The following is a 25,781-nucleotide window of genomic DNA, read 5'->3' as shown; positions in this document are numbered from 1 at the left end:
CATTCGTTTGTGGATTGTTATACAGGGAACGGCATATGCCAGCATGTGGCGCGTCGTTTTGTTATTAGAGTCACATTGATGTGCTATTAGAATAACATGCGCTGGATGGTGTCAACTTCCTGGGGAGATTTTGGGGTCTGATAAACAAGATTTTCGGCGATTTGTTTTACGCTTTACATGCTGTGTAAACGTACTCAAAAGCGGAAAGACAGCCCAGAAGCCAGAAGGGGCCGCCGCGCTTTATGCCTGAAACGGCAGCACGGCGGTGTAGACGGCGAAGTAGTGGCACACGCTGCCACCCAGGACGAACAGGTGCCAGATGGCGTGATGGTATGGAATCGCGGGAATCGCGTAGAACACCACGCCTAGTGTGTAGATGATACCGCCGGCGACCAGCAGCGCGAGACCCGGGGTATTGAGGCGGGCGTCGAGTTCGCCGGCGGCGAGCACGATCATCCAGCCCATCAATAAATAGACGCCCACGCGCAGCATGCCGAAGCGATGTGGCCAGATGATCTTCAGTGCAATGCCGCCCAGTGCCAGGCTCCAGATCGCCGCGAACAGAGCCCACCCCAAGGGGCCGCGCAGGTTGACCAGCAAGAATGGCGTATAGGTGCCGGCGATCAGCAGGTAGATCGCGCAATGATCGAATACCTGGAAGAGACGCTTGAGGCGCGCGCTGCGCAGGCCGTGATAGAACGTCGAGGCCGTATACAGCAGCAGCAGACAGACGCCGTAGAGGCTGATACTGGCGATCTTCCAAGGGTCGACCTTGGAAGCTAGGCTAGCTGCGACGATAAGTACCACCACGCCGACGAGACTCAGTACGGCGCCGATTCCATGGCTAATGCTATGCAGTGCTTCTTCGAGCCTGGAAAAGGAAGCGTCTTGCTGCGACGAGACGGATGGGGACTTATGCGGCATGGCGAACTCCTGAACGTGATACGACGCGCTGACATCGAGACAACATGGGCATCAGTATAGTTCGTCGAATAGCGGCGTCAGCGCTCCCGGTCGCCCTTGCGGGGGGACGAGAAGTCGCCCAGTGCCATCATGTGCCCGAGCTTGCCGACCTTGGTGGCCAGGTACTGCTCGTTGTGGGGGTTGCGCCCTGCGGTGATCGCCAGGCGTGCGGCGACACGCACGCCATCGCGCGTCAAAGCGTCGACCTTGCGCGGATTGTTGGTCATCAGCTTGAGCGCTTGCACGCCCAGGTGGTCGAGCATGGGGACGCAGAGGTCATAGCGGCGCATATCCGCACCGAAGCCTAGATGCTCGTTGGCCTCCACGGTATCGAAGCCCTGATCCTGCAGGTGATAGGCGCGGATCTTGTTGAGCAGGCCGATGCCACGACCTTCCTGACGCATATAGAGCAGCACACCGCGCCCTTCGTCGGCGATGCGTTTGAGCGCTTCCTGCAATTGGTAGCCGCAGTCGCAGCGCATCGAGAACAGGGCGTCTCCGGTCAGGCACTCCGAATGCACGCGTCCCAGCACGGGTTCGGACGTCGAGACATCGCCCAGGGTCAAGGCAATATGTTCTTTGCCGGTGGCCTCGTCCTCGAAACCATGCATGGTGAAGGTGGCCCAAGGGGTCGGCAGTTGAGAGGCGGCGATGAAGCGAATCGTCACGATAGACCTCGGTGGTGCACATTACGGTGCGCAAAGGGGAAGCGTCGGGGCAAGTATTCTAGCAGCCCGTGACGCAGGGCTCATCCCGGGAGTGCCGCACATGTGGTCAAGGCGGCGGAATACGTTGCAAACAAGCTGCTACTAAATGGGGATGCGTCAGCGTGAATCAAGTCGTGGCGCTCGGCATTCGTTACAATGAGGGCAAAATCGATGTATGGAGCTGTCATGCCTTTGCAAAACGACCGTCTACTGCGTGCCCTGGCACGCCAGCCGGTAGACCGCACGCCGGTGTGGATGATGCGCCAGGCGGGCCGTTATCTCCCTGAGTATCGCGAAACGCGTGGCCAGGCCGGTAGCTTCATGGACCTGTGTCGCAACGCCGAGTTGGCGTGCGAGGTGACCATGCAACCGCTGGAGCGCTACTCGCTCGATGCGGCGATCCTGTTTTCCGATATCCTGACGATCCCGGATGCCATGGATCTGGGGCTTTATTTCGAGACGGGAGAAGGCCCCAAGTTTCGCAAGACGGTGCGCAGCGCCGAGGACGTCGCCGCGCTGCGCGTGCCGGATGCCGAACGCGATCTCGACTACGTGATGAACGCGGTGCGCACCATCCGCCACGAGCTGGCAGGCAGCGTGCCGCTGATCGGCTTCACGGGCAGCCCTTGGACGCTGGCGACCTATATGATCGAGGGGGGCTCGAGCAAGGATTTCCGCCATGCCAAGGCGCTGATGTACGGCGACCCGGCGGCGATGCATGCGCTGCTCGACAAGCTGGCGCGTGCGGTGACCGACTATCTCAACGCCCAGATTCGCGCCGGCGCCCAGGTCGTGCAGATCTTCGATACCTGGGGCGGCGTGCTGTCGACGCCGGCGTATCGCGAATTCTCGCTGGCTTACATGGCGCGCATCGTCGAAGGTCTGATCCGCGAGCATGATGGACGTCACGTGCCGGTGATTCTGTTCACCAAGCAGGGCGGCCAGTGGCTGGAAACCATCGCCGACAGCGGCGCCGATGCTGTGGGCCTGGATTGGACCACCGAACTGAGCGACGCGCGGACTCGCGTGGGCGATCGCGTGGCGCTGCAGGGCAATCTCGACCCCAACGTGCTGTTCGCCTCGCCCCAGGCGATTCGCGATGAAGTGGCGCGGATCCTCGCCAGCTACGGCAGTGGGCCGGGGCATATCTTCAACCTGGGCCACGGCGTTAGCCAATTCACTGACCCCGATCATGTCGCTGCGTTCATCGAGGCGTTGCATGAGTTCAGTCCGCGTTATCATGGCTGAACGTGCCATGCTGCTGGTGCTCGACGCCGAGTGCCCGTTGTGTCGGCGCGCGGCGCATTTCGTGCTGCACCACGCACGGGCGCCGGTGTACCTGGCCAGCCTGCATGATGCGCTGGCGCAGCGCCTGGGCGAGTACTTTGGGGCTGATCCGCAGCAGCTCGACAGCGTCTGGTTGGTGCGCGGGGGCGAGCTGCATCGCGACAGCTCGGCATTGTGGCGTCTGGCGCAGGGGCTGCAATGGCCCTGGCGTGGCTTGGCAGCGTTGCGCTGGTTGCCACGTGCTTGGCGCGATGGTGTCTACCATCTCGTCGGACGCTGGCGCCATCGGCTGGCACCGGCGACCGATTGGTCGCCACAAGCACGTGCGAGCTGGATATCGCACCTGGACGAAGCGACCTGTCGGCGGTTGGACTTGCCCTTCGCCTTGGTGAACGACGACGCTGACACTGCCGTCCATGACATTCCCCCACAACATGATGACCCGCCACAAGGAGCGTGAGCCATGCCTGTTTCTCTTCGCCATCTGCGCTGGTTGTGCCTGGCACTAGCCGGCATCAGTGCCGCCGTGATCGCCTGGGGCAGCCTGACGCCCGGCGCGGAGATGCCCCAGGATCTGCCCTGGGACAAGTTCAACCATTTCATCGCCTATGCGGGGCTGGCGGCACTCATGCGACTGGGCGGTCTGCGTGCGCTGACGGCGCTGGGTCTGGCCATCGGCTACGGCATTCTCATCGAGGGCTTGCAGTTAGGCGTACCCGGACGTAGCGGCGCCGATTGGGCCGATGCGCTGGCCAATACACTGGGGGCGCTGGCCGCCGTTGGAGCTTGCCATTGGCTGTTGCCCCGGCGCTTTCTTGTCGCGCGCGGATAGGCTATGTTGCGCGGCTTTTCATGAATGCGATTCCGGCCTCTCGAAGGGGCTTTGACGATAGCGATTACGGGGCAGCATGACCTAGCGTGTCGAGACCCATCGTGGTGCATTGGCGCTGCCGCCGTTCATGCGTCGTGCATTATCGACGTGATCCCCAGCGTGTAAATGACGTTAAAGGTACGTGACTTAGGTATATTGGCTGGGATGGCAAGCTCTTTGCTAATGTTGTACGTGGCTCGCGAATAAGCCATCACAATAACGCAAGGAGCTTTTTGCATGCTGTACAAAAACAAATTAGCTGTTGTCGTTCCCGCCGCCTTGCTGCTAGGAGGGCTCGCGACATCCTCCCAAGCGGCGACGCTCGATGATGTCAAGGAACGTGGCTCCCTCAACTGTGGGGTGAACGTCGGGCTGGCGGGGTTCTCGGCACCGGATTCCGACGGCAATTGGCAAGGGCTCGATGTAGAAACCTGCCGGGGGATCGCCGCCGCGATCTTTGGCGATCCCGAAAAAGTCGAATTTACCCCTTTGACCGCGAAGGAGCGCTTTACCGCACTTCAATCGGGCGAGATCGACGTCCTCTCGCGCAACACGACCTGGACGGCGACCCGTGACAACACACTGGGCTTGAACTTCACCGTCACGACCTTTTATGACGGCCAAGGGTTCATGGTGAACAAAGACCTGGGCATTGAAAGCCTGGAGGATCTTGACGGCGCTTCCATCTGCATTCAATCCGGCACCACCCACGAACTGAACCTGGCCGACTACTTCCCCTCGCGTGATATCGACATCAATACCGTCACCTTCGACACACCCGATCAGACCGCCCAAGGATTTGCTCACGGGCGTTGCGACGTGCTGACCTCCGATACCTCCCAACTGAGTGCACTGCGTCTGCAGCTTCCCGACCCGGATAGCGTCGAGATCCTCGAGACGTTGATTTCCAAGGAACCGCTGGGTCCGGTGGTCCGTCAAGGTGACGATCAATGGCTGGATATCGTGCAGTGGAGCATCTTCGCCATGATCAACGCTGAAGAAATGGGCGTTAACAGCGACAACGTCGACGAGATGCGTGATAACCCACCCAACCCGGGCGTGGCACGCCTGCTGGGCGACGACGGCAACTACGGCGAGCAGTTGGGGCTTTCCGATGACTGGGCCTACAACATCATCAAGGATGTCGGCAACTACGGAGAAGTCTTCACGGCCACCGTGGGCGAAGACTCGCCTCTCGGTATCAAGCGTGGCCTGAATACCCTATGGAACGAAGGGGGCATTCTCTACGCGCCGCCGATCCGCTGATACGGTTCGTCAAGTACTCGGTTGCAGCACCCCGCATGCTTTGCGGGGTGCCTTCTTGTGCCAGCGTATTAGAGGATCGATATGTCGCGTTCTCCTTCCGGCGATCGGGTTGCGTTGTGGCGTAATCCGACGTTTCGTGCCTATGTATTACAAGGTGTGTTATTAGCGGCGTTAGCAGCGTTAATTGGTTTTATCGTCGCCAACACGATGGCCAACCTCGAAGCACGAGGTATCTCCACGGGGTTCGGTTTCCTCGATGAGCGTGCGGGCTTCTCCATTCCGCAGACGTTGATCGAGTATTCCGGCGACAGTACCTATGGGCGTACTTTTTTCGTCGGGCTGCTCAATACCTTGCTGGTCTCGGCGTTGGGCATCGTGGTGGCGACGATCATCGGTTTCGCGGTGGGGATTGCGAGGTTGTCGCCGAATTGGTTATTGGCCCGCCTGGCGGGCGCCTATGTGGAAATCTTCCGTAACATCCCCCTGCTGGTCCAGATCCTGTTCTGGTATTTCGCGGTGCTGCAGGCATTACCCAGCCCTCGCCAAAGCCTCAGTTTTCTAGAAATAATATTTATCAATGTACGCGGCTTGGTCATTCCCGACCCGCAGCCACTCAGCGGTTTCGCGGCGACGCCCTGGGCCTTGCTCGTGGGTATCGTTGCAGCGATTGCACTGGGTATTTATGCGAAGCGTCGCCAGGTCCGCACCGGCAAGGCGTTGCCGATCTATTGGCTGGGCGCGGGCTTGATCATCGGCACACCGCTAGTGGTGTTCCTGCTCACGGGGGCGCCGCTCGAGTGGTCCATCCCTGAACTGACGGGATTCAACTTCAGCGGTGGCGTAAGGGTGCTGCCTGAGCTGGTGGCTTTGTGGTTGGCGCTATCGATCTATACGGCTGCCTTCATCGCCGAGATCGTGCGTTCGGGAATTCAATCGGTTCCCCAAGGCCAGGTCGAGGCGGCCAATGCCCTGAGCCTGCCGGGCGGCATTACCTTGCGCAAGGTGGTGATTCCCCAGGCAATGCGCGTCATCGTGCCGCAATTGACGAGCCAGTATCTGAATCTCATCAAGAACTCTTCGCTTGCCACGGCGATCGGTTATCCCGACCTGGTGGCCGTCTTCTCGGGCACGACCCTCAATCAGACAGGGCAGGCCATCGAGATCGTGGCCATGACCATGGCCGTGTATCTGACGATCAGTCTGGTGGTATCGGCGCTGATGAATGTTTATAACGCGCGTACGTTGCTCAAGGAGCGTTGAGATGGCCGGTGAATCCATGCGTGATGAGATGATTGAAGCGCGGCGTCCACCGAATGCGCATCGGGGCGTCTTGAAGTGGCTACAGCGCAACTTGTTCAACGGTCCGATCAATAGCGTGGTCTCGGTAATCACCATCGGTGTGTTGATCTGGGCATTGTGGCCGTTCGTGCAATGGGCCTTGATCCAGGCCGACTGGCTCGGCGATTCGCGTCAGGCGTGCAGTGGTGAAGGTGCCTGCTGGGTGTTCATAAGCGCCCGGTTCGAGTCGATCATCTATGGCTTTTATCCCGAGGCGGCGCGTTGGCGGGTGGATATCGTCTTCGCGTTGATGGCGGGGTTGCTTGCCTGGTTGGCGATTCCCAAGGTACCGGGCAAGCGTTGGGCCGCGATTATCGCGGTGATCGGCTTTCCGATCGCGGCTTATATCCTCCTGTTGGGTGGCCATTTCGGCTTGATGCATGTCTCGACCCGCAACTGGGGCGGGTTGATGCTGACCCTGACCGTGGCCACGATCGGCATTGTCGGTTCGTTGCCGATCGGGATCGTGCTGGCCTTGGGGCGACGTTCGAAAATGCCGCTGGTCAGGGCGGTGAGCGTCGTCTTCATCGAGTTCTGGCGCGGCGTCCCCTTGATTACCGTGCTGTTCATGGCCTCGGTGATGCTGCCGCTGTTCGTGCCTACCGAGGTCGAGTTCGACAAGCTCCTGCGTGCGCTGGTGGGCATCATGTTGTTCTGGAGCGCCTACATGGCGGAAGTCGTCAGGGGCGGGCTTCAGGCGATTCCCGGCGGGCAGGAAGAAGCCGGCAAGGCCCTCGGCCTCAACTACTGGCAGCGCATGGGGCTGATCGTGCTGCCGCAGGCCTTGAAGCTGGTCATCCCGGGGATCGTCAACACCTTCATTGCCCTGTTCAAGGACACCTCGCTGGTCTTGATCATCGGATTGTTCGATCTGCTGGCGATCATCCGCGCGGGCCTGACCGACAGTGATTGGCTGGGCTTTGCCACCGAGGGGTACGTATTTGCCGCGCTGGTGTTCTGGGTGTTCTGTTTCAGCATGTCGCGTTATAGCCAGTACATCGAGAAACGCCTGCAGACCGGCCACACGAACTGAACCACGACAAGTGGACTAACTACGACTGACCCAATAACGATAACGTCGAGGAACTGCATCATGAGCCAAGCGACTGCTACCTCTCACGGCGATACGCCGATGATCGAGATGAAGGGTCTCAACAAGTGGTACGGCGATTTTCACGTTCTGCGCGATATCGACCTGACGGTAAAGCGCGGCGAGCGCATCGTTGTGTGCGGCCCGTCGGGGTCGGGAAAATCGACCCTGATCCGCTGCATCAACCATCTCGAAAGCCATCAGCAAGGTGAGATCGTGGTCAACGGTGTGCCCATGACCCAGGACGTTAAACGCATTGAACAGATTCGTCGCAACGTGGGCATGGTGTTTCAGCACTTCAATTTGTTTCCGCACCTTAGCGTGCTGGAGAACTGCTGCCTGTCGCAGATCTGGGTGCAGAAAAAGCCGCGTGCCGAGGTCGAAAAGACCGCAATGGAGTATCTGGAGCGCGTTCAGATCGCCGATCAGGCGTACAAGTATCCGGGGCAGTTATCGGGCGGGCAGCAGCAGCGTGTGGCGATTGCGCGGGCGCTGTGCATGCGCCCCGAGGTGATGTTGTTCGACGAGCCGACCTCGGCGCTCGACCCGGAAATGATCAAGGAAGTGCTTGATGTCATGGTCGAGCTGGCCCGTGAAGGCATGACCATGCTCTGCGTTACGCACGAGATGGGCTTCGCCAAGACCGTGGCCGACCGCGTCATCTTCATGGATCAGGGGCAGATCATTGAAGAAGCGCCGCCGGAGACGTTCTTCAACAACCCGCGCTCCGAGCGCACCAAGCTGTTTCTCAGCCAGATTCTCGGCCACTAGCGCGGCGACCATCAGAGCTAGAGGCTGGGTTCCTGACGTTGAGAAGGAGTGGCTGGCTGGCGTTTTGCGGCGGCTGGTTGGCGGGGCTGCGTCACGCGTGCCTGGCCCATCACGCCTTCATCGGGGTCGAGCGGCTTTGCCGTGCTGATCCAGGCCTGTTCTGGGTCGTGCATGGCCGGGCGCCGGTCGATGGCGCGGGTCATTACGTCGCCCGGGGCAAAGCCCTCGCGCCGTGCCAGCATATGGTGCGGCGCCATCCACAGCTCGGCGAACAGGCGCACCAACGCCATGGCGAGCAGCAGCGCGCCCCCACCGAGCGCCAGCATCGGCCAGCTTGCCTGCCACGGGAGCCCGCTTGCCGTCGGTGAATGGCGCCATAGCCAGGCACCGCCGATCAACAGCAGGCCGATTTGCAGCATACAATGAGAAAAGATCAACGTCCGTCGCGGTAGTGGGCGACGCATCAAGATAAAGTCGCGCATGTCGCTCTCCCTGGCAGATAGCGCTTGTAGCCGGTGATTCCTGTCCAGTGCCGCGATATTAGCAGGTTTGCGTCAAGCGTGAACCTGTCGGTGCCATGCCACTTGGCTGTCGCGATGCCGGTCATCCCCCGATCAAGGAGCCAGACATGAACAAGCATCTCGCTTAAAGTTTTTTCCATGAGTGCCGTTAATCAAAGGAGGCATCCCCCAACGATAGGCACTCATTAATGTTTACATCGCTTCAAACCCGGATCATGGTGGCCTGCGTCGCCATGATCCTGGTCGCCTTGGCCGCAATGGGCGGCGTCAATTACTGGCTGGTGAGCCAGCATCAGCGCGCTATCAATACCGATATGCTCGATGGCGTGGCACGTGGCCATGTCGAGTCCATCGAAAATTGGGCCGTGAGCAAGAAGCGCCTGATCGAAGCGCTGCCACCGGCGCTCGACAATGACGATTTCGTTCCGGCCTTGCAGCAGACCGCCGTGGCCGGCGACTTCAGCCAGGTATACGTCGGCTTGCCGGACAAGCGCCTGATTACCAACGACAACTGGCAACCACCGGAAGATTACGACCCTACCCAACGCCCCTGGTACCAGTCGGCCGTCGAGGCCGGTAAGAGCATTGCCAGCCCGCCCTATCTGGACATGGTCACCGACAGCCTGGTGGTAGCGTTCGCCACGCCGGTCATCGAGGATGGCGACACTCGAGCCGTGATCGGCGCCGATGTCAGCCTGGCCGATGTCACCGACAACGTGACATCGATCCGTCCGAGCCAAAGCAGCTTCGCGTTCCTCGTCAATCAGGACAGCGATATTGTTGCCTATCGGGACACCAGTCTGGCCTTGGAACCTTCGACGGCGCTTGACGATAGCCTGACGCCGGCATGGCTTGACACGCTGGCGCGCGAAGGGACCCCCAAAGAAGCCATCATCGATGGCCGCGATGTCCTCTTATATGCTGTGGAGGTGCCGGAAACCGACTGGCGCCTGGTCATCGCGCTGGACCTCACCGAAGCCAACGCTGGCGTGCAAGGCGTACTGCACTCCACGCTCATCGCAATGGTCGTGTCCGGTCTGATTGCTGCCTTGCTGCTGTGGGTGCTGTTGTCGCCGATCTTCCGCCGTCTGCGCCAGGCACGCGATGCCATGTTCGATATCGCTTCCGGTGAAGGCGATCTGACGCGCCGGCTCGAGATCGACGGTCGCGACGAAGTAGCGCAAATCGCCGAGGGCTTCAATGGCTTTGCCGATGCCGTCAACGAGGTCCTCCTCGAAGTACGTGCCAGCAGTACCTCGGTGAGCGAGGCCTCCAGCGAAATCGCCCATGGTAGCCAGGACCTCTCGCGGCGTACCGAGCAGGCCGCTTCCAGCTTGCAGGAAACCTCTACCGCCATGGAACAGATCGCCAGCACGGTGGAAAATACCGCAAACTCTGCCAGCCAGGCCGACCAGCTCTCCCGGGAGGCGACCACGGCGGCCAATCATGGTGGTGATATCGCGCGCAAGGCGGTCAACACCATGGAAGAGGTCAATGCCCAGACGACGCAGATTTCCGATATCGTGCGCTTGATCGACGAAATCGCCTTCCAGACCAACCTGCTGGCGCTCAATGCCTCGGTTGAGGCGGCGCGCGCCGGTGAGCAGGGTCGTGGTTTCGCGGTGGTCGCCAATGAAGTGCGTCAACTGGCGAGCCGCTCGGCCTCGGCAGCCGATGACATCAAGAAGCTGATCGATGCCTCGGTGACCCAGACCCGTGAGGGGACCGATATGGTGCGCCTGGCGGGTGACAGCATGCAGGAAATCGTCACCGCCGTGGCGCGGGTCTCCGATGTTCTCGCCGAGATCAACGCCGCCACGCAGGAACAAAGCCAAGGCGTGACTCAGGTCAACCAGGCCGTCAACGACCTGGATCAAATGACCCAGCACAACGCCTCGATGGTCGAGGAATCCACCGTCGCCGCCGAGCAGATGCGTGACCAGGCTGCGCGTCTAGCCGAGGTCGTGGGCCGCTTCAGTCTGCGCGAAGACGGACAAACGCAAACGCGCCCCGCGTTGACCAAGACCTAGTCGGGATTTCCCCGCGCCACCACGGCCCACCGGCATACGCCGGTGGGCCGTTTTGGTTGGCCGTTTCTACAACGGCGACCCTAGGGAACGGCCGGCAGGTCGATGTCGTCGCTGCGCTGGACGCCGGCAGTCATCTCGCGGCATAGACGCAGGAATTCGCGCATGGCGGTGGTCAGGTACTTGTGCCGGTGCCAGATGAAGGCGAACTGGCGTGTCAGGTCGAGCGCCGGCGTGGCGATGGGCACCAGGCTGCCGCGCCGAAAGGCGTCGCGCAGGGCCAGGTGCGAGACGCAGCCGATGCCAAGCCCTGATTCCACCGCGCGCTTGATGGCCTCGGTGTGCTCCAGCTCGAGCAGCACATTGAGCCGTCCACGCCGGTGGCGCATCGCCTGGTCCAGCGTACGGCGCGTGCCCGAGCCCTCCTCGCGCATGATCCAGTCCTCGCGCATCAGCGCTTCCAGATCCGCCTCACCGGCACTGGCCAATGGATGACGTGGCGAGCAGAAGACCGTGAGTTCGTCCTCGACCCAGGGTTGCATGACGATGTCATCATGCTGACAGTCCCCCTCGATCAGACCGAGATCCAGCTCGTGATGGGCGATGCGCTCGACGATGGAGGCGGTGTTGCGCACATGCAGACGCACGCGACTGCCCGGGTGGTGACGCATGAAGTCGCTGATCAGCAGCGTCGCCAGATAGTTGCCGATAGTCAGCGTCGCACCGACATCCAACGAGCCGATGCCGCGCTGGCCTTTGAGCAGTTCTTCGATTTCCTCGCCGCGGTCGAGCAGCGCCACGGCCTTGGGCAGCAGCTGAAAGCCCAGCGCATTGAGCTTGAGCCGCTTGCCGATGCGGTCGAGCAACTGGCAGTCGAACTGCCGTTCCAGCTCCGCGAGGGCAGTGCTGGTGGCGGACTGCGACATCGCCAGGCGCTGCGCCGCGCGGGACACGCTTTCATGCTGCGCGATGGCGACGAAGACTTCGAGCTGGCGCAGGGTGTAGCGCATGATGATCTCCTGGCGATCTCATCGACCGTTCTATATCGGCTAGATAGATAACCGATATCCATACAATTCATTTAACAGATATATTGGTTAAGTCTTATAATTCGTGCAACTTCAATTTAAGCAGATAATGCTTTCCGGTTATAAGGTAAGGAGTGATTCGTGAGTAAACTGGCACTTGAAGAAGTTCTCAGCGTTCATCACTGGAACGATACCCTGTTCAGCTTCCGCACCACGCGCGAGCGTAGCCTGCGCTTCAAGAACGGCCAGTTCGTGATGATCGGTCTGGAAGCCGATGGCAAGCCGCTGCTGCGGGCCTACTCGGTGGCCAGCCCCAACTATGAGGATCACCTCGAGTTCTTCAGCATCAAGGTGCAGGATGGTCCGCTGACCTCTCGGCTGCAGCATCTCAAGGTCGGCGATCAGATCATGGTCAGCCGCAAGCCGACCGGCACGCTGGTCGTCGATGACCTGCTACCGGGCCGTAACTTGTACCTGCTATCCACCGGTACCGGCCTGGCGCCGTTCCTGAGCCTGATCCAGGACCCGGAAGTCTACGAGCGCTTCGAAAAGATCGTGCTGGTCCACGGCGTGCGCACGGTCAGCGAGCTGGCCTATGCCGACTTCATCACCCAGGAGCTGCCGGCTCATGAGTACCTGGGCGAGGAGATCAGCGAGAAGCTGGTCTACTATCCCACCGTGACGCGTGAAGACTTCCACACCATGGGGCGCCTGACCGATCATATCCGTAGCGGCAAGCTATTCACCGATACCGGCCTTCCCGAGCTCGATCCCAAGCAGGACCGCGCGATGATCTGCGGCAGCCCGGCGATGCTCGACGACACTAGCGCCATGCTTGACGAGCTAGGCTTCAACATTTCCCCGCGCATGGGTGAGCCCGGCGACTACGTCATCGAGCGCGCCTTTGTGGAGAAGTGATCGACGGCGGCGTTACGGCGTGATTCAAGAGGCCTCTGACATCGTCAGGGGCTTTTGTGGTTCAGGCTGACTCACAACCACTTGGGCATGGCATTGTCGGCGCGAGCCTTGACGTCATCGTCGATGTAGACCGATACCGCAATCAGCGCGGCGCCGAGCACACTGGCGTCGTCGACATAACCGCCGACGGGGATCAGGTCGGGAATGGCATCCAACGGCGAGATGAAATACCCCAGCGCGCCGAGGATCGTGGTTTTCGCCCACATCGGGACATCGGGACGTTGCAATACGAAATAGCGCTGAAGCGCGCGGCGGATGACTTCGCGCCCGGCACGGCGTCCGTAGTGGGTGATCTTGTGCCAGAAACGCTGCTCCTGGAACGTATCTGCGTAATCGACCGTTTCTCCCGGTACCACATCGGTGGTATCGGGCAGCGGCGTCTCGTCGATGGGGTCATGGCGTGGCGTCATACACGCTCCTTGTCGTGAATAACGCGCGACACCTCTATGTGTCACGCGTTTTCAAGATAGTAGGCGCCATATTGGGGGGCGCTCAAGCGCAAATGTCTCACCACGCGATGAACATGAGCACCGAGCATGACGGCTCACCGCATTTGCCGAGCAGGTTCTAGCCGGCATGGAATACTGTGCAGATACGATGATCAAGGCGATGGCGAGAGCGCTCGTAACGGTGGCGTGAGGCTCATACAAGAGTGGTGCACGAGGAGCTGTCAGTCGTCATGGCATGACAAAAGTTTGCGAAATGTCACGAATGGTGCCCAAAATGCCCATAGGGGCTGTATAGAGCGCGTCTCTCGCTCATAATCTCCATGTCATTGCTTTGTGGCGTCGCCATAATAAATGTTGCGGCCAATGTTACGAGTAGACCCACGAGGGATTCCTCCTTCAAGGACATAACAAATGACGTCCCCGCTTTCTCATCATCACGCGCGCGCGTTGCCTGTGTTGCTCACGCTGATCGTTTTCGTGATGGCATTGTGTATGCTTCCTGCGGCTCAGGCGGCGCCCAACCCGCGTTATGCGTCCATCGTCATCGACACTGAGAGCGGCGCCGTCCTGCATGCCGCCAACGCCGATGCGACGCGCTATCCTGCGTCGTTGACCAAGATGATGACGCTCTACTTGCTTTTCGAGGCGCTCGAGGACGACTCGCTGAGTATGGAGTCGCGCTTGCCGGTATCAACATATGCCGCCTCGAAACCGCCGTCCAAGATGGGCGTGAAACCTGGGGAAACGGTGAAGGTGGAAGATGCCATCAATATCCTGGTGGTCAAATCCGCCAACGATGTGGCGGCGGTGGTGGCCGAGGGGCTGGCCGGTAGCGAGTCTACCTTTGCCGGTCAGATGACCGACAAGGCGCGCGCCCTCGGCATGGCGCACACAACGTTTCGCAATGCCTCGGGGCTGCCCGATGACCGCCAAGTCACCACCGCGCGTGACATGGCGATTCTCGCGCTGCGTCTGATGCAGGACTTCCCGAGCTACTACCCGATATTCGCCAAGACTGAATTCACCTGGCATGGCAAGCGCTACCAAGGCCACAACCGACTGCTCGATAACTATGCAGGTACCGATGGCCTCAAGACGGGGTACATTCGCGCCTCGGGCTTCAATGTGGCGACTTCCGCTGTGCATGATGGACGGCGTCTGCTCTCCGTAGTCATGGGCGGGTTTACCGCTCAGTCACGCGATGCCCATATGAGCGAACTGCTCGATCGTGGCTTCGCCCGCGCCGAATCGGTCGCGCATGGTGACTGGATCGCGGAGGCAGACATTTACGGGGATAGTTTGCAGGCCACCCCAACGAGTGACTCAGCGCCTACGCCTGCCGATGACCCCATTCGTGACTTGATCGCCCAGGCGGAATACGAGGACGGCGATGCAGGCGGGGCTCGTTCGGCCGTCGCCAACGGTGCCTGGGCCGTGCAGGTGGGCGCGTTCAGCGACCGTACCCGGGCGCGTCGGCAGGCCGCTCAAGCCGCCGACTTCCTGCCCGCCGATCTCGACGGCCGCGTGGCGGTATCACCGGTGCAAGGCGATGGCGGCGTTTTTCGGGCACAGTTGGTGGATCTCGAGGAAACCCAGGCGCGCCGTGGGTGCCGGCAACTGGCACGCGAGGGTGTGGACTGCGTCGTGGTCGCCATGGGGGCCGGCCAATAGGTTCTTGGTGGGTCTCAGGTACTTCCACTTTCAATCCCCGCGCTCAGGAGATTGTCGAAATGCCGACTCCCCTCGGTTTCGGTGTCACCGTTCGCGGTCAATCACGAAGTACCGCCCCGCAGCGGTATGCGCGACTGGGAAGAATGGGCACCGTTCTCGTATCCCTTCAACCTCAGCCAGCAGCCCGCCGCCTCCGTGCCGTGCGGCTTCACCGACACGGGCATGCCGGTAGGTTTCCAGCTTGCGGGTGGCAAGTTCGACGATATCCGCGTCCTGCGTGCCTGTAATGCCTTCATGCAGGCGTATCCACCGCGCTTCCCGACCGTGCCTGACCCCGCTCGGACAGGCTGAACGAGGTCAGTCGGCCATCGCCCTCGTCCGTTCAGGCGGACGAGGGCGTATCGTGGTTTTCGAGGAACTTGCGCACACGATCAGTCTTGGGAGTGGTGAAGAAGGTCTCCGGATCGGCGCGTTCGATGATCAGGCCTTTTTCCAGGAAGACCACCTGATCGGACACCGCGCGGGCGAAGGCCATCTCGTGCGTCACCATGACCATGGTGTATCCCTCGGCGGAAAGGTCCTTGATCACCGCCAGCACTTCGCCCACCAGCTCCGGGTCGAGCGCCGAAGTAGGCTCGTCGAAGAGCATCACTGCTGGTTGCATGGCCAGCGCCCGGGCGATGGCCACGCGCTGTTTCTGGCCGCCCGAGAGCGTATTGGGATAGCTATCATGCTTTTGCGACATGCCCACCTTCTCGAGCAATGCCGTGGCGAGTTCCTCGGCTTCGCGCTTGGACTTGCCCTGCACGTGGATGGGCGCCTCGGTGACGTTGTGCAGCACGTTGAGATGCGGCCATAGATTGAAGCCTTGGAATACCATACCGGTTTGCGCGCGTACTTTGGCCAGCTCACGCACGGGCATGGGACGACCGTCATCGTGGACCCCGATGCGCTGCCCGGCGATATGAATGCTGCCCCGGTCGGGTTTTTCCAGCCAATTGATACAACGCAATAGCGTCGACTTGCCCGAGCCGGACGAGCCGATGATCGTCACTACCTCGCCGGTTTTTACTTCCAGCTCGACATCGCGTAACACTTCGACGTCATCGAAGCTTTTCGAAAGATGGCGGATCGAAACCGCAGCCGTCTCAGACGTGTTTGCTTCAGACATTGTCGAATCCCCGTTTGGCGCTGAAACGCCCGCATTGTTTGATGATGATTTCCATCGTCACGCTGATCGCCCAGTAGAAACCGATCACGACGATGAATGCCTCGGTGGGAATGAAATAGGTACTCGATAAGCTGTTGGCGGCGGCAGTCAACTCACCCACGGTGATGATGACGAGAAAGGCCGTGTCCTTGAGCGCATAGATTAGCTGGTTGCCCAGCAATGGGCGGGTTTGCATGATGATCTGCGGCAGCAGCAGGCGAAAGAATAATTTGCCCTTGGTGAAGCCATGCGCCTGGGCGGCTTCGATCTGCCCCGGCGGAAAGGTCAAGCGATTGCCGCGGAAGATTTCGGCAAAGTAGCAGCCGTGATAGACCGCCAAAGCGCCGACCCCTGCTCCCCAGGCATCAAGGCGAATACCGACGCTTGGTAAGCCGTAATACAGCAGATAGGCAAGGATCAAAAACGGCAGCATGCGCATACCGTCGATAAAAATGCGCAGTGGCGTGGTCAGCCGCTTGCGGCTACCTTCGAGTAAATACAGCAAGCCGCAGCCGATCACAAAGGCACCCATGATCGATAGGCCAAATATTTCCAGGGTGCTCAGAAAACCACTCCAGAACTGTGCGCGCTCATCCCAAAGAATTTCCCAATTGCTCATGGTTGTCTCCTCACCGTTTTATCCTCACATGGCCAGCCGGTTGGCACGGCGTTCGGCGAGACGCTGTAGCCATACCAGGCAACCGATTATCGCCATGTAGAGCGCGCCGGCGACGAGAATGGGCGGCAGTGGCTCATAGGTCACCGCCGAAATGCGATTGGTCACGCGGGTCAGGTCGACGATGCCGATCACTGCGATGGCGGGACTGCCCTTGATCAGAAAGGACATCTCGTTGACTAGCCCCGGCAGGCTGGTAATCACCATCTGCGGCAGCATGATGCGGCGAAAGGTGACCCATGGCGTCATACCTATCGCCATGGCCGCTTCGCTTTGCTCGCGGGAGAAATTGCGAAATGCGCTGCGCCAGATCTCGGCATTGAAGGCGGTGGTATTGAGCGTCAACGCCAGGATGCCGGCGACGCTGCGATTGAGGTCGAGCCCCAGATCGGGGGCGCTGAGAAAGATGAACAGTGCCAGGGTCACCAATGGTGTGGCGCGGGCCACGCTGATGTAGAGCACTAGCAGTTGATCGATGATGGGAATTCGTGCGAGGCGAATCAGGGCGATCACCAAGCCTGCCACGACCCCGATAGCAATCGAGACAGCGGAAATCCAGACGGTGGTCCAGGCCCCTTCCAGCAACATGTTCCAGGCGCTGGCATTCATGACAGAGTCCCCGAGTTAAGGAATGAGTGCGGCGCCATGGCCAGGCCACAGCGCCGCAGTACACAGGGATGGGCAAGCACTCAGTCGTCGAGGCCGGCCAGTTCGTGGAATTGCTCGACGCTGGTCAGCGGCTTCTCGGGAAGATCCGTGAAGCTTTCCCCGAACCATTTTTCCTGCAGCTCGGCGAGGCGGCCGTTTTCCTTGAGGTGCTCCAGGAAGCCGGTCATGTACTCCAGCAGTTCCGGACTATCCTTGGGAATCGGCCAGGAGACATAGCCCGCCCCGGATACCGCCGGGCCCTTGGCGAAGACATCCGGTTTGGAGTCAACCAGTGTATTCACTGGCACCGCCGAATCGATAACGTAATCCAGGCGCCCATTGGCCAGATCGGCAAAGGCTTCGGGATAAGATTCGTACTCCACGACCTCGCCGAGTTCGCCGCCGTCGTCCTCGAGCATCGTCTCCAGCTCCGGCAGGCGCGAGAGCAGTACGCTGCCGGCTTGAACGCCGACTTGCTTATCGCTGAGATCATCGACATCGCTGATGCTGTCATCGTCGGCGCGCTTGATGGCGAAATGCTGAGCAGAGGCGTAGGGCGGGGTGTAGTTGAATACGCGTAAGCGTTCATCGGAGACGGACGCGCCGGTCAAGGCCATGTCGTACTGGTCGTTGGAGACCGCCGCCAAAAGGCCGGTCCACGGCAGGATTTCCTGACGAATCTCGAAGTCGGCGTAATCGCGCAGCTCTTCGAGCATATCGGCGTTGAAGCCCTTGGCATCGCCGCCTTCGATGAAGTTGAAGGGCGCGTAATTATCCTCGGTGGCCACCTCCATGTAACCGCGCTCCTGGATTTCCTCCAGGTCCGCCGCCAGGGCGGGTAACGACAGTGACATCAAGGTGCCGGCCAGGGTAGCGGCAATGGTCTTGGAGAAACGGACCTTGGGGAAGCGGTAGTGGGGAGTCGAACCTGTAGTGCGACTTGCGTTGCGAGTCGTGGAAAGCATCATAATCACCTTCGCTGTTGCTGTTGTTGTTGAGATCATTGGCTGAGACCGAAGACGGCTCGCCATGCGGAGCAATCTCGAACGTGGTGATTCCACCCTAAAGAATTCGACGTTGGTCGCTATAGAGCCAGTTGGGAGACGTCGGTTGGCCAGATGTTTCGACGCCTAATGATGCCGCTAGCAAGTCAGGTCAGTGCCTTTAGCGCCGAGATCAGTGCGTCGAAGGAATTGCCGATAAAGCCGATGCCTACAAGCTGGCTTGCGCCTGAGCGTGGTGCGGTCGGGGTCCACTCGGCCCGTCCGCCGCTCCACTGAAAGACGTAGTGCCGGCCGTCGGCTTGAATGAATCCCTTGGCCCGCGCCAGGCCGTCCGCATGCTCGGTCAGCAGCGCTTCCAGCGTTTGCCGTGTCAGCGAGGGTGGAAGGGCGATCGCGAAGCGCTGCCACTCGGGGTCGCGATCTTTGGCGGTGGGATGCAGTGTCAGCGGTCGAGCCGGGGCGGGTTTCGGTGTCCTCTCGTCGCTGGAGTCAACGCCGGCACCGGTGAGTACGACATGAGCCGTGGGGTTGAGCGACTGCAACTGACGGATCAGGTGTTCGCGCTCGGCCGGGTCGAGATCGTCGCCGCGATTTAGGGAGAGCCGGTCGGCACTGGCGATCTGAGCCGCCACCAGCTCGCCGACGCGGCTGTCATTCAGACGCTGCGCGAGACTGGCCAGATCGACCAGGGTGACGATCCGGTCCAGACGGAAGCGGCGTGCCACGCGGATCAGGTCGGCGATGCGTTGCGGCCGGGCGATGCCGCTGGTCTCGATGATTAGCGCTGCCGGCGGTTCCGGCCAGCGGCCGATGCGCGAGAGCTGCGTGCCCAGCTCGTCGCTCAGCGAGCAGCACAGGCAGCCGCTGCTGAGCTTGAGCAGACGTTCCCCGGCATAGTCGATCAGCTCGGCATCGACATTGATGGTGCCGAAGTCGTTGACCAGCACCAGCGTATCCGGCGCCACGCCGTCTCGCAGATGGGCGTTGAGCCAGGTGGTCTTGCCGGCGCCGAGATAACCGGCCACCAGGGTCACGGGTATCGCGCCGTCGATGGGTTTAGACATTGCTGAAGACTTGCCCGCCGATGACCGTGGCGACAACGCCGATCGAGGCCAGCCGCTCCAACGGCACGTCGCGCGGGTCCTCGTCGAGCACCGCCATGTCGGCGAACTTGCCGATCTCCAGGCTGCCGACGCGATCGTCGAGCTTCAGGGTATAGGCTGCATCCAGCGTGATCAGGCGCAGCGCGCGTTCCACGCTCAGTGCCTCTTGCGGGCCCAGTACCTCGCCGCTGGCGGTCTGACGGGCGACCGCGCACCACGCCGTGAACAGCGGCGCCAGCGGGGTGACCGGGGCATCGCAGTGAGCGGCGATCGGAATGCCCAGCCGATCCGCCGAGGCCAGCGGTTCGAGGCGCTGGCAGCGTTCGAAACCCAGCGTGCGCGAGCGGTGAATGTCGCCCCAGTAGTAGAGATGATTGGCGAACATGTTGAGACATACCCCCAGCCGTGCGGCGCGCTTCAACTGGGCATGATCAATGATCTGGCAGTGCTGCAGGGTGTGGCGATGATCGGCGCGGGGCCATAGTTCCAGCGCCGATTCGATGGCGTCCAGCATCAGCTCGACGGCTTCGTCGCCGTTGGTGTGGATATGCAGCTGCAGCCCGGCCTGATGATAGCGGTGGACGACCTCGGTCAGACGTTCGGGTTCGGCGTTCCACATGCCGTTGGGCGAGCCGTCGTGATAGCCCGGCCACTTGAGGCGCGCGGTATAGCCCTGGATCGAGCCGTCGGTCATCAGTTTGACCAGCCCGAAATGCAGCTTGTCGCTGCTCTTTTCACCACAGCCGAGCACCCGGTCGATGCCGTCCTCCGGCGTATAGGTCAGTGCGCTCATGGCCGGCGCCAGGCGCATCGGCACGTCGTTCCGGTTGCAGGTGCGCTGCATACTCTCGACGCCGTCGTCGCTGAGCGGATTGTAGAGATCGGTGAGCGTGGTCACGCCGTGGCGCTGGGCGATGCGGGCGTAGCGTTCGAGCGTGGTCTCCTCGCTGCCGCGCTCGAAGAGATCGAGATTCAGGGTATCGAAAATCGCGAACATCGCCGCCATCTCGCGCAGCTCACCGTTGGGTCGGCCGTCGTCGAAGGTCACCACGCCTTCGATGTCGGCCTGTGACTCGAGATCCGAGAGACGCAGCATGGCGCCGTTGACCGTCATCATGTGCAGGTTGGCGTGGATGACAACGATCGGGCGTTCGGCGTCGACGGCGTCGAGGTCGTTGCGATCCAGGCGGCGATCGGGGAAGTAGATCGGATCGAAGCCCCAGGCTATCAGCGGCGTGTCCGTCGGCAGATCGGCCGCCTGCTCGCCGAGATGGCGCTGCAGCGATTCGATGTCCGTCAAGCCTGGCCAGGTTTGGCCTTCGGGGTCCTGGCGCGGGAAGAAGCCGGCGTAGGGGTACTCCCACAGCACGCCCTCGAGCGCGTGGCTGTGACCCTCGACGAAGCCGGGCAGAATGACCTTGTCGGCGAAGCGCTCGTCGAGTTCGAAGTCCCCCAGATCCATCAGCGTTTCCAGTGCGCCGACGCCGAGGATCCGGCCGTCGCGGATCGCGATGTGGGTAGCCTCCGGCTGCGAGGGGTTCATGGTCAGGATGCGTCGGGCGGAGAAAATGCGATGACTCATGAGGGGGTCGGCTCCTGAACGGAAGATGTCTCACCACCCCGACGGCGCTGCCATTTTAGTAGCAGCGGGATGCACACCAGCATCAGTACCACGTAGCCACTGAAGATCGCCAGGTAGCTCCAGGTGCCGAGGGAAGGCGCAATCGGGGCGACGAAGAATAGTGTCGGAATATTGACCACGATGATCGCGATATTGAAGAACGCCAGCTCCTTGGGCACCGAGGTGCTGAAGTCGGCATCCAGCATGCGCAGCAACAGCAGGCCGGTACCGGTGGAGCCGCAGCAGCAGCCGAAGGCAGTGACGGCGCGCTCCGGCCCGAGCCGGCCGCTGAGACGCCCGATCGCCATCGCACCCAGGAAGGTGACCAGCGTGACCGCGACCGCGATGAGCAGGATCGGCACCAGCAAGGCCGAGAGTACGGCGATCTGGATACTCATCAGGGTGGCGACGACCATGAAGTCCACCGAGCCACTGGTGATGCGCTTGAGCGTGTCGTCGTCGACCTTGTCGGCCCAGCCGAAGCGGTCGATCGCCATGCGCATCAGCACGCAGACCGTCAGGCCGTGAATGAAGAACAGGTTATAGCTGAAGAATACCGACAGCACCTGATTGCCGGCTACCAATGGCTGCATGGCTGTAAGCCACACGTAGGTGATGACGTAGGCCACGCCCAGCAGGCCAATGTGCCAGGCCAGCGAGTCGACGGTGCCGGAGTGGGACACCTGCTTACCGGCAGAGGGTTGGGCCTCGGGGGCATGAAAGCCGTGAACGAAATCGTCGTCCAGGGTCGAGTTGCGGTTGGCGTTGAGCCCTCGCTTGAGGAAGTAGCGTGCGGCCGGTACACCGACGACGAAGGCGGCCACGAAGCCCAGCGAGGCGAAGATCACGCCCACCTGTGCGGCGTTGGCGATACCGTAATCGTTCTCCCAGATCGTGCCGTAGGTCAGCGCCTGCCCCGGCCCTTGAGTAAAGCCGTGAGTGACAATGGCGCCGAGCAGCGAGCTGAGATCGCTGCCGCTGATCAGATCGTAGCCCGCCATCAGACCGAAACCGATCACTGCCTGGGCGCCGAGACTGAGGGTCCAGATCAGGGTCAGCCACAGCCCGCCACCGACGATTCCCTGGCGCTGTTCACCGGCCACCGGCTTGGGGCTGCCGGTCAGGCATAGCGACATGAAACTCAATGTAAAGAAGTGAAAAGACAGCGCGGTGAAATCGGAAGGGCCGTAGCCGGGAATCAATCCCGAGGAGAGCAGAATGAAGCCGATGACACCCGCAACGATGCTGCCTGGGACCAAGCTTGCACGCAGCCAGCCAAGACGACTGCGTAACAGACTGCCGATAACCAGCAGACCGGCTATCAATGCAAAGGAAATGACGCCATGAAAGGTGCTTCCCATGGTGGAGCCCTCATAATTGAAGTTGTTATAGAGTCGCCATCTTTGGCAACGCTCGATTGATACTAAAGTGGGTTCATTAGGGCACCACAGGACAGTTGACCATTTTGACTGAGACAGTTAATAGCGCAGCTTGGCTACTGATGGCCTGACCCTTGCATCTATTCCGGTGTGATGCCTCATCGGGAGAGAACGATGCTCGACCATTATTTCCATCTCGATTTCGATACTCAGCGCGGACTGCAGGAACAACTGCGCGAGTCGCTGCTCGATGCTATCCACACCGGGACCATTCCCGCCGACGAGGCGTTGCCGTCATGCCGCCGTTTGTCCCTGCAATTGGGTATCTCGCGCAATACCGTGGCGTTGGTGTACGAAGGCCTGGTTGAGGACGGCTATCTGGTCAGCCGGCCGCGTAGCGGTTACTACCTGCACGACGCTTATCACGACAGCGATACCCTGGCGCTGGCTCAAGCGACGCGCCAGACGACAGTGGATGCACCATCCTGGAGCAAACGCTTCACGCATCGCCCCAGCCACTTGCAGGGCGTGCTGCGTCCCAGCAACTGGATGCATTACGAGTTCCCCTTCGTGTATGGGCAACTGGATACGCGGCTGTTTCCCCTCGAACAATGGCGCGAGACCTCGCGACGCCTGCTGGGCGCGAACCGCGAGCGTCACTGGCTCAGCGACCGCTACGATCAGGACGACCCGATGCTGGTCGAGCAGTTGCGCACGCGGGTGCTGCCCAAGCGTGGCATTCATGCGCAGAGCGATGAGATTCTGGTGACGCTGGGCTCACAAAACGCCTTGTTCTTGATCGCGCAGTTGTTGTTCGACCAGAAAACGCGTGTCGCCGTCGAGAATCCCGGGTATCGCGAGGCGGTCAATGTCTTCCTGCGCCAGGGCGCCCAACTTCACTACCAGCACGTGGACGGCGAAGGCATGCAGCTCGATGCCGAGACGCCACGCTGCGACTATCTCTACGTGACGCCCAGCCATCAGGGGCCGACCGGCGTTACCATGAGTCGCGTGCGTCGCGAGCGGTTGATTCAGCAGGTCCAGCGTTTCGATCAGGTCGTGCTCGAGGACGATTACGACGCGGAAGTGAATTTCGACCACCAGGCCCAGCCGGCCCTGAAAGCCAGCCGTGTCGGCGATCGGGTGATCTACATGAGTAGCCTGTCCAAACCGCTTTCGCCGGGACTACGACTGGGCTATCTGGTGGCCGATGCCGAGCTGATCGATGAACTACGCGCGCTGCGGCGGCTGATGTATCGTCACCCGCCCTCGGGGCTACAACAGCAAATGGCGCAATTTCTCGCTCAGGGACATTACGATCGATATCTGCGGTTATTCGCTGACGAGATGCGCCTGCGCTGGGAAACGATGAACGAGGCCATCAAGACGCATATGCCCAGCTGCCGGCGTGTCGGCGGCGACCATGCCAGCGTGTTCTGGTTGGAAGCCCCGCCAGACGTGGATACCCAGCGCCTGGCCTGGCAGGCGGCGCAAGATGGCGTACTCATCGAACCGGGTTTTCAGCACTTCTTCGAGCGCGTGCCGCCGCGTAACTTCATGCGCCTGGGGTTCGGCGCCATCGATGCCGAGCGCATCGAACCGGGGATCGAACGCCTGGCGCGCACGCTGGAGTAACGGCGTACTCACGACAACGCCGGGCACAAGGCCCGGCGCATGCTATCCAGCATTGGCGACGGCGATGCCCCCACCCTGGCTGGTCAAGCGGCGTGCTTGGTCGACATCTCGCCCAGCACTTGATCCAGAATCGCCAGCCCTCGCTGGGCCTCCGCCTCGCTGACGATGCATGGCGGTACCACATGAATGCGGTTCTCGGCCACGAACGGCAGCATGCCCTCGGCGAGCAGGGCGTGCTTGATCTCGCCCATCGCACTCGCTGAAAGCGGCGTGCGATGTTCGCGGTCGCTGACCAGTTCCAGAGCATGGAAGACGCCCAGCCCGCGTGTCTCGCCGACGATGGCATGCTCGCGCGCCAAGCGTTCGAGGCCCTGGCCGAGCGTGCCCTTACCGATGCTGGCGGCGTTCTCTACCACACCTTCCTCGTGCATGGCGTCCAGGGTCGCGACGATGGAGGCCATCGCCAGCGGATGTCCGGAATAGGTGAGCCCGCCGAAGAACATGTGCTCGTCGAAATGCCGACTGATGGCCTCCGAGATCACCACGCCGCCGGCCGGCACATACCCGGAGTTGACGCCTTTGGCGAACACGATCAGATCCGGCGAGACCCCGTAATGCTCGAAGGCGAACCAGCGCCCGGTGCGTCCGAACCCGGCCATCACTTCATCGAAGATCAACAGGATACCGAACTCGTCGGCCAGCGCCCGCACGCCCTTCAAGTAATCCGCCGGAGGCGTCAGCACGCCGGCTGTGCCGGGGATCGGCTCGAGCAGAATGGCGGCGATGGCGCCGGGGCCCTCGCACTCGATGACCCGGCGCAGGTGCTGCAAGGCACGCTGGCATTCCTCTTGCTCGTTGCTGGCCCAGAAGTCGCTGCGATACAGGTAGGGATTGAAGAAGTGCGCATGGCCCCGTGCGAATTCATTGGGTACACGGCGCGGATCGCCCGTGGCGACGATGGCCGACCCGGTATTGCCGTGATAGGAGCGGTAGGCCGAGAGGATCTTGTCGCGCCCGGTGAAGCTTCGCGCCATGCGGATGGCGTTCTCGTTGGCGTCTGCCCCCGCGTTGGTAAAAAATACCTTGGAAAAGCCCTGTGGTGCGCGCTCCACGATGCGCTTGGCGGCCTCGCCTCGAGCCAGGTTGGCGTGCGCCGGCGCCACCGTGGTGAGTGTCTCGGCCTGCTCCTTGATTGCGGCGATGACCTTGGGGTGCTGATGGCCGATGTTGGTATTCACCAATTGGCTGCTGAAATCCAGATATTCCTTGCCCGCGTAATCCCAGAGACGGCAGCCTTCGCCGCCGGCGATCACCAGCGGATCGAGCTGGCCCTGTTGGGACCAGGAATGGAACACATGCTGGCGGTCGAGTTGGCGAACGAGGTCGTTGGTCGAGGTCATGAGCGAAACCCTGTCGGTCGGCGAAGAACGGTGTTGGTTATCACACAAGCTTAGGCAGCGTTCCCCATGCCTAGATAGAGCCAGAAACACGCCGACCTCGTGACAGTGACATGCCACATCGAACACCGCCCTGCCATG

The 25,781-nt window shown here is 61.1% G+C and carries 25 protein-coding genes; 12 read left to right on the top strand and 13 right to left on the bottom strand.

Annotation, left to right across the window (positions count from 1 at the left end; all coding sequences use genetic code 11):
* Window positions 1-240: 240 nt before the first annotated feature.
* A complete protein-coding gene (gene trhA / locus L1073_RS12405) occupies window positions 241-924 on the bottom strand; it encodes a PAQR family membrane homeostasis protein TrhA (protein ID WP_246899704.1) in 684 nt (227 codons plus the stop codon).
* A gap of 77 nt (window positions 925-1,001) precedes the next feature.
* Window positions 1,002-1,631, bottom strand: coding sequence for a GTP cyclohydrolase II (gene ribA, locus L1073_RS12400; RefSeq protein WP_246899703.1), 630 nt, complete (start codon window positions 1,629-1,631; stop codon window positions 1,002-1,004).
* Window positions 1,632-1,856: 225 nt separating this feature from the next.
* Between ribA and hemE the strand changes: the two genes are divergently transcribed.
* From hemE to L1073_RS12365, 7 genes are all read left to right on the top strand, one after another.
* Window positions 1,857-2,918 (top strand): uroporphyrinogen decarboxylase, encoded by a 1,062-nt coding sequence (gene hemE, locus L1073_RS12395; protein ID WP_246899702.1) that lies wholly within the window; start codon window positions 1,857-1,859, stop codon window positions 2,916-2,918.
* Window positions 2,890-3,417, top strand: a complete 528-nt coding sequence (locus L1073_RS12390) for a thiol-disulfide oxidoreductase DCC family protein (RefSeq protein WP_246899700.1) — start codon at window positions 2,890-2,892, stop codon at window positions 3,415-3,417. Before hemE ends, L1073_RS12390 begins: the two co-directional genes overlap by 29 nt.
* A gap of 3 nt (window positions 3,418-3,420) precedes the next feature.
* Complete coding sequence (locus L1073_RS12385) at window positions 3,421-3,789, top strand: VanZ family protein (protein WP_246899699.1); 369 nt, start codon at window positions 3,421-3,423, stop codon at window positions 3,787-3,789.
* A 276-nt stretch (window positions 3,790-4,065) separates the two neighbouring features.
* Window positions 4,066-5,094 carry an amino acid ABC transporter substrate-binding protein gene (locus tag L1073_RS12380; protein WP_246899697.1) on the top strand — a complete coding sequence of 343 codons (1,029 nt, stop codon included), beginning with the start codon at window positions 4,066-4,068 and terminating at the stop codon, window positions 5,092-5,094.
* An 81-nt stretch (window positions 5,095-5,175) separates the two neighbouring features.
* Complete coding sequence (locus tag L1073_RS12375; RefSeq protein WP_246899696.1) at window positions 5,176-6,354, top strand: amino acid ABC transporter permease; 1,179 nt, start codon at window positions 5,176-5,178, stop codon at window positions 6,352-6,354.
* Window position 6,355: 1 nt separating this feature from the next.
* Window positions 6,356-7,465, top strand: coding sequence for an amino acid ABC transporter permease (locus L1073_RS12370; RefSeq protein WP_246899695.1), 1,110 nt, complete (start codon window positions 6,356-6,358; stop codon window positions 7,463-7,465).
* Window positions 7,466-7,564: 99 nt separating this feature from the next.
* Window positions 7,565-8,293, top strand: coding sequence for an amino acid ABC transporter ATP-binding protein (locus tag L1073_RS12365; RefSeq protein WP_246899812.1), 729 nt, complete (start codon window positions 7,565-7,567; stop codon window positions 8,291-8,293).
* 17 nt (window positions 8,294-8,310) lie between these two features.
* Here L1073_RS12365 and L1073_RS12360 read toward each other — a convergent pair whose 3' ends face one another.
* The gene (locus L1073_RS12360) at window positions 8,311-8,775 is read right to left on the bottom strand and encodes a hypothetical protein (RefSeq protein ID WP_246899693.1); all 465 of its coding nucleotides are present in this window, start codon (window positions 8,773-8,775) and stop codon (window positions 8,311-8,313) included.
* A 227-nt stretch (window positions 8,776-9,002) separates the two neighbouring features.
* Here L1073_RS12360 and L1073_RS12355 point away from each other — a divergent pair, with 227 nt between their 5' ends.
* The gene (locus L1073_RS12355) at window positions 9,003-10,844 is read left to right on the top strand and encodes a methyl-accepting chemotaxis protein (protein ID WP_246899692.1); all 1,842 of its coding nucleotides are present in this window, start codon (window positions 9,003-9,005) and stop codon (window positions 10,842-10,844) included.
* An 80-nt stretch (window positions 10,845-10,924) separates the two neighbouring features.
* On the opposite strand, the gene L1073_RS12350 is transcribed toward L1073_RS12355, so the two are convergent.
* Window positions 10,925-11,851, bottom strand: coding sequence for a LysR family transcriptional regulator (locus tag L1073_RS12350; RefSeq protein WP_246899690.1), 927 nt, complete (start codon window positions 11,849-11,851; stop codon window positions 10,925-10,927).
* A 159-nt stretch (window positions 11,852-12,010) separates the two neighbouring features.
* Between L1073_RS12350 and L1073_RS12345 the strand changes: the two genes are divergently transcribed.
* Window positions 12,011-12,787 (top strand): ferredoxin--NADP reductase, encoded by a 777-nt coding sequence (locus tag L1073_RS12345; protein ID WP_246899688.1) that lies wholly within the window; start codon window positions 12,011-12,013, stop codon window positions 12,785-12,787.
* Window positions 12,788-12,858: 71 nt separating this feature from the next.
* Here the strand turns inward: L1073_RS12345 and L1073_RS12340 are convergent, their stop codons facing one another.
* Window positions 12,859-13,257, bottom strand: coding sequence for a YkvA family protein (locus L1073_RS12340; RefSeq protein ID WP_246899687.1), 399 nt, complete (start codon window positions 13,255-13,257; stop codon window positions 12,859-12,861).
* A gap of 450 nt (window positions 13,258-13,707) precedes the next feature.
* On the opposite strand from L1073_RS12340, the gene L1073_RS12335 reads away from it, so the two are divergent.
* Both L1073_RS12335 and L1073_RS12330 read left to right on the top strand, forming a co-directional pair.
* Window positions 13,708-14,967: a D-alanyl-D-alanine carboxypeptidase family protein gene (locus tag L1073_RS12335; RefSeq protein WP_246899685.1), complete on the top strand. Its 1,260-nt coding sequence runs from the start codon at window positions 13,708-13,710 to the stop codon at window positions 14,965-14,967.
* Window positions 14,968-15,048: 81 nt separating this feature from the next.
* Window positions 15,049-15,318, top strand: a complete 270-nt coding sequence (locus tag L1073_RS12330; RefSeq protein WP_246899683.1) for an amidase family protein — start codon at window positions 15,049-15,051, stop codon at window positions 15,316-15,318.
* 31 nt (window positions 15,319-15,349) lie between these two features.
* Here the strand turns inward: L1073_RS12330 and L1073_RS12325 are convergent, their stop codons facing one another.
* The 7 genes from L1073_RS12325 to L1073_RS12295 form a co-directional block, all read right to left on the bottom strand.
* Window positions 15,350-16,138, bottom strand: a complete 789-nt coding sequence (locus tag L1073_RS12325; protein ID WP_246899682.1) for an amino acid ABC transporter ATP-binding protein — start codon at window positions 16,136-16,138, stop codon at window positions 15,350-15,352.
* Window positions 16,131-16,796 carry an amino acid ABC transporter permease gene (locus L1073_RS12320; RefSeq protein WP_246899681.1) on the bottom strand — a complete coding sequence of 222 codons (666 nt, stop codon included), beginning with the start codon at window positions 16,794-16,796 and terminating at the stop codon, window positions 16,131-16,133. Before L1073_RS12320 ends, L1073_RS12325 begins: the two co-directional genes overlap by 8 nt.
* A gap of 24 nt (window positions 16,797-16,820) precedes the next feature.
* Entirely contained in the window at window positions 16,821-17,462 is a 642-nt protein-coding gene (locus tag L1073_RS12315) for an amino acid ABC transporter permease (RefSeq protein ID WP_246899679.1), read from the bottom strand.
* 80 nt (window positions 17,463-17,542) lie between these two features.
* Window positions 17,543-18,466 carry a transporter substrate-binding domain-containing protein gene (locus L1073_RS12310; protein ID WP_246899677.1) on the bottom strand — a complete coding sequence of 308 codons (924 nt, stop codon included), beginning with the start codon at window positions 18,464-18,466 and terminating at the stop codon, window positions 17,543-17,545.
* Window positions 18,467-18,651: 185 nt separating this feature from the next.
* Complete coding sequence (locus L1073_RS12305; protein ID WP_246899676.1) at window positions 18,652-19,569, bottom strand: CobW family GTP-binding protein; 918 nt, start codon at window positions 19,567-19,569, stop codon at window positions 18,652-18,654.
* Entirely contained in the window at window positions 19,562-21,190 is a 1,629-nt protein-coding gene (locus tag L1073_RS12300; protein ID WP_246899674.1) for an amidohydrolase, read from the bottom strand. Before L1073_RS12300 ends, L1073_RS12305 begins: the two co-directional genes overlap by 8 nt.
* The gene (locus L1073_RS12295; RefSeq protein WP_246899673.1) at window positions 21,187-22,590 is read right to left on the bottom strand and encodes a sodium/glutamate symporter; all 1,404 of its coding nucleotides are present in this window, start codon (window positions 22,588-22,590) and stop codon (window positions 21,187-21,189) included. The genes L1073_RS12300 and L1073_RS12295 overlap by 4 nt, the downstream gene beginning before the upstream one ends.
* 192 nt (window positions 22,591-22,782) lie before the next feature.
* Between L1073_RS12295 and pdxR the strand changes: the two genes are divergently transcribed.
* Window positions 22,783-24,243 carry a MocR-like pyridoxine biosynthesis transcription factor PdxR gene (gene pdxR, locus L1073_RS12290; protein WP_246899671.1) on the top strand — a complete coding sequence of 487 codons (1,461 nt, stop codon included), beginning with the start codon at window positions 22,783-22,785 and terminating at the stop codon, window positions 24,241-24,243.
* A gap of 83 nt (window positions 24,244-24,326) precedes the next feature.
* On the opposite strand, the gene L1073_RS12285 is transcribed toward pdxR, so the two are convergent.
* Window positions 24,327-25,643 carry an aspartate aminotransferase family protein gene (locus L1073_RS12285; protein WP_246899670.1) on the bottom strand — a complete coding sequence of 439 codons (1,317 nt, stop codon included), beginning with the start codon at window positions 25,641-25,643 and terminating at the stop codon, window positions 24,327-24,329.
* Window positions 25,644-25,781 lie beyond the last annotated feature (138 nt).

Origin of the sequence: Chromohalobacter nigrandesensis, from assembly GCF_023061285.1 — a bacterium.
GTDB lineage: Bacteria > Pseudomonadota > Gammaproteobacteria > Pseudomonadales > Halomonadaceae > Chromohalobacter > Chromohalobacter nigrandesensis.
The sequence above is the reverse complement of the archived record's forward strand: the minus strand, read 5'-3'. Positions and strand labels throughout refer to the sequence as shown.

Coding starts and splice junctions, on each gene's coding strand:
- pdxR (WP_246899671.1), top strand. CDS start 22,783: ATGCTCGACCATTATTTCCATCTCGATTTCGATACTCAGCGCGGACTG.
- L1073_RS12300 (WP_246899674.1), bottom strand. CDS start 21,190: ATGAGTCATCGCATTTTCTCCGCCCGACGCATCCTGACCATGAACCCC.
- L1073_RS12315 (WP_246899679.1), bottom strand. CDS start 17,462: ATGAATGCCAGCGCCTGGAACATGTTGCTGGAAGGGGCCTGGACCACC.
- L1073_RS12305 (WP_246899676.1), bottom strand. CDS start 19,569: ATGTCTAAACCCATCGACGGCGCGATACCCGTGACCCTGGTGGCCGGT.
- L1073_RS12390 (WP_246899700.1), top strand. CDS start 2,890: ATGAGTTCAGTCCGCGTTATCATGGCTGAACGTGCCATGCTGCTGGTG.
- L1073_RS12365 (WP_246899812.1), top strand. CDS start 7,565: ATGATCGAGATGAAGGGTCTCAACAAGTGGTACGGCGATTTTCACGTT.
- L1073_RS12375 (WP_246899696.1), top strand. CDS start 5,176: ATGTCGCGTTCTCCTTCCGGCGATCGGGTTGCGTTGTGGCGTAATCCG.
- L1073_RS12295 (WP_246899673.1), bottom strand. CDS start 22,590: ATGGGAAGCACCTTTCATGGCGTCATTTCCTTTGCATTGATAGCCGGT.
- L1073_RS12385 (WP_246899699.1), top strand. CDS start 3,421: ATGCCTGTTTCTCTTCGCCATCTGCGCTGGTTGTGCCTGGCACTAGCC.
- L1073_RS12285 (WP_246899670.1), bottom strand. CDS start 25,643: ATGACCTCGACCAACGACCTCGTTCGCCAACTCGACCGCCAGCATGTG.
- L1073_RS12350 (WP_246899690.1), bottom strand. CDS start 11,851: ATGCGCTACACCCTGCGCCAGCTCGAAGTCTTCGTCGCCATCGCGCAG.
- L1073_RS12370 (WP_246899695.1), top strand. CDS start 6,356: ATGGCCGGTGAATCCATGCGTGATGAGATGATTGAAGCGCGGCGTCCA.
- L1073_RS12340 (WP_246899687.1), bottom strand. CDS start 13,257: ATGACGCCACGCCATGACCCCATCGACGAGACGCCGCTGCCCGATACC.
- L1073_RS12380 (WP_246899697.1), top strand. CDS start 4,066: ATGCTGTACAAAAACAAATTAGCTGTTGTCGTTCCCGCCGCCTTGCTG.
- L1073_RS12310 (WP_246899677.1), bottom strand. CDS start 18,466: ATGCTTTCCACGACTCGCAACGCAAGTCGCACTACAGGTTCGACTCCC.
- L1073_RS12320 (WP_246899681.1), bottom strand. CDS start 16,796: ATGAGCAATTGGGAAATTCTTTGGGATGAGCGCGCACAGTTCTGGAGT.
- hemE (WP_246899702.1), top strand. CDS start 1,857: ATGCCTTTGCAAAACGACCGTCTACTGCGTGCCCTGGCACGCCAGCCG.
- L1073_RS12335 (WP_246899685.1), top strand. CDS start 13,708: ATGACGTCCCCGCTTTCTCATCATCACGCGCGCGCGTTGCCTGTGTTG.
- L1073_RS12360 (WP_246899693.1), bottom strand. CDS start 8,775: ATGCGCGACTTTATCTTGATGCGTCGCCCACTACCGCGACGGACGTTG.
- L1073_RS12325 (WP_246899682.1), bottom strand. CDS start 16,138: ATGTCTGAAGCAAACACGTCTGAGACGGCTGCGGTTTCGATCCGCCAT.
- trhA (WP_246899704.1), bottom strand. CDS start 924: ATGCCGCATAAGTCCCCATCCGTCTCGTCGCAGCAAGACGCTTCCTTT.
- L1073_RS12355 (WP_246899692.1), top strand. CDS start 9,003: ATGTTTACATCGCTTCAAACCCGGATCATGGTGGCCTGCGTCGCCATG.